General features: G+C 72.9%; 1 protein-coding gene. It reads right to left on the bottom strand.

What is annotated here, in order from left to right; all coding sequences use genetic code 11:
* Positions 1 to 410, bottom strand: a 410-nt coding sequence (locus JGS39_RS40270; protein WP_219574690.1) for a pirin family protein, incomplete at both ends; no start/stop codon positions are given.

Below are 410 nucleotides of genomic sequence, written 5' to 3'. Positions count from 1 at the left end.
CCGTGCGCTCGCCCTCGGCCAGCCGGCGCACATGGAGCATCGCGCCCGCCTCCGGCAGGGCGTACGGGGTGGAGTCGGCGATGCCGGGGACGGTCGTGTACGAGGGGTCGCCGCCCGGCTCCAGGGGCGCGAGCCACATCTGGAGGAACGTCAACGGCGTCTCTCCGTCGTTGCGTTCGACGTGGCGGACGCCGGAGGCCGCGCTGAGGTGCTGGACGTCACCGGGCCGCACGACCGTGGCGTGACCGGCCGAGTCCCGGTGGGTCAGCTCCCCCTCCACGACCCAGGTGACGATCTCGGTGTGGCTGTGCGGGTGCTCCTCGAAACCGGCGCCGGGGGCGAGGCGCTCCTCGTTGCAGGCCAGGATCGGGCCGAAGCGGAGGTTGTCGGGGTCGTAGAACGTGCCGAAG

It is taken from the genome of Streptomyces poriferorum (assembly GCF_019399235.1).
Taxonomy (GTDB): Bacteria; Actinomycetota; Actinomycetes; order Streptomycetales; family Streptomycetaceae; genus Streptomyces; species Streptomyces poriferorum.
This window is presented reverse-complemented; position numbering and strand designations above follow the sequence as displayed.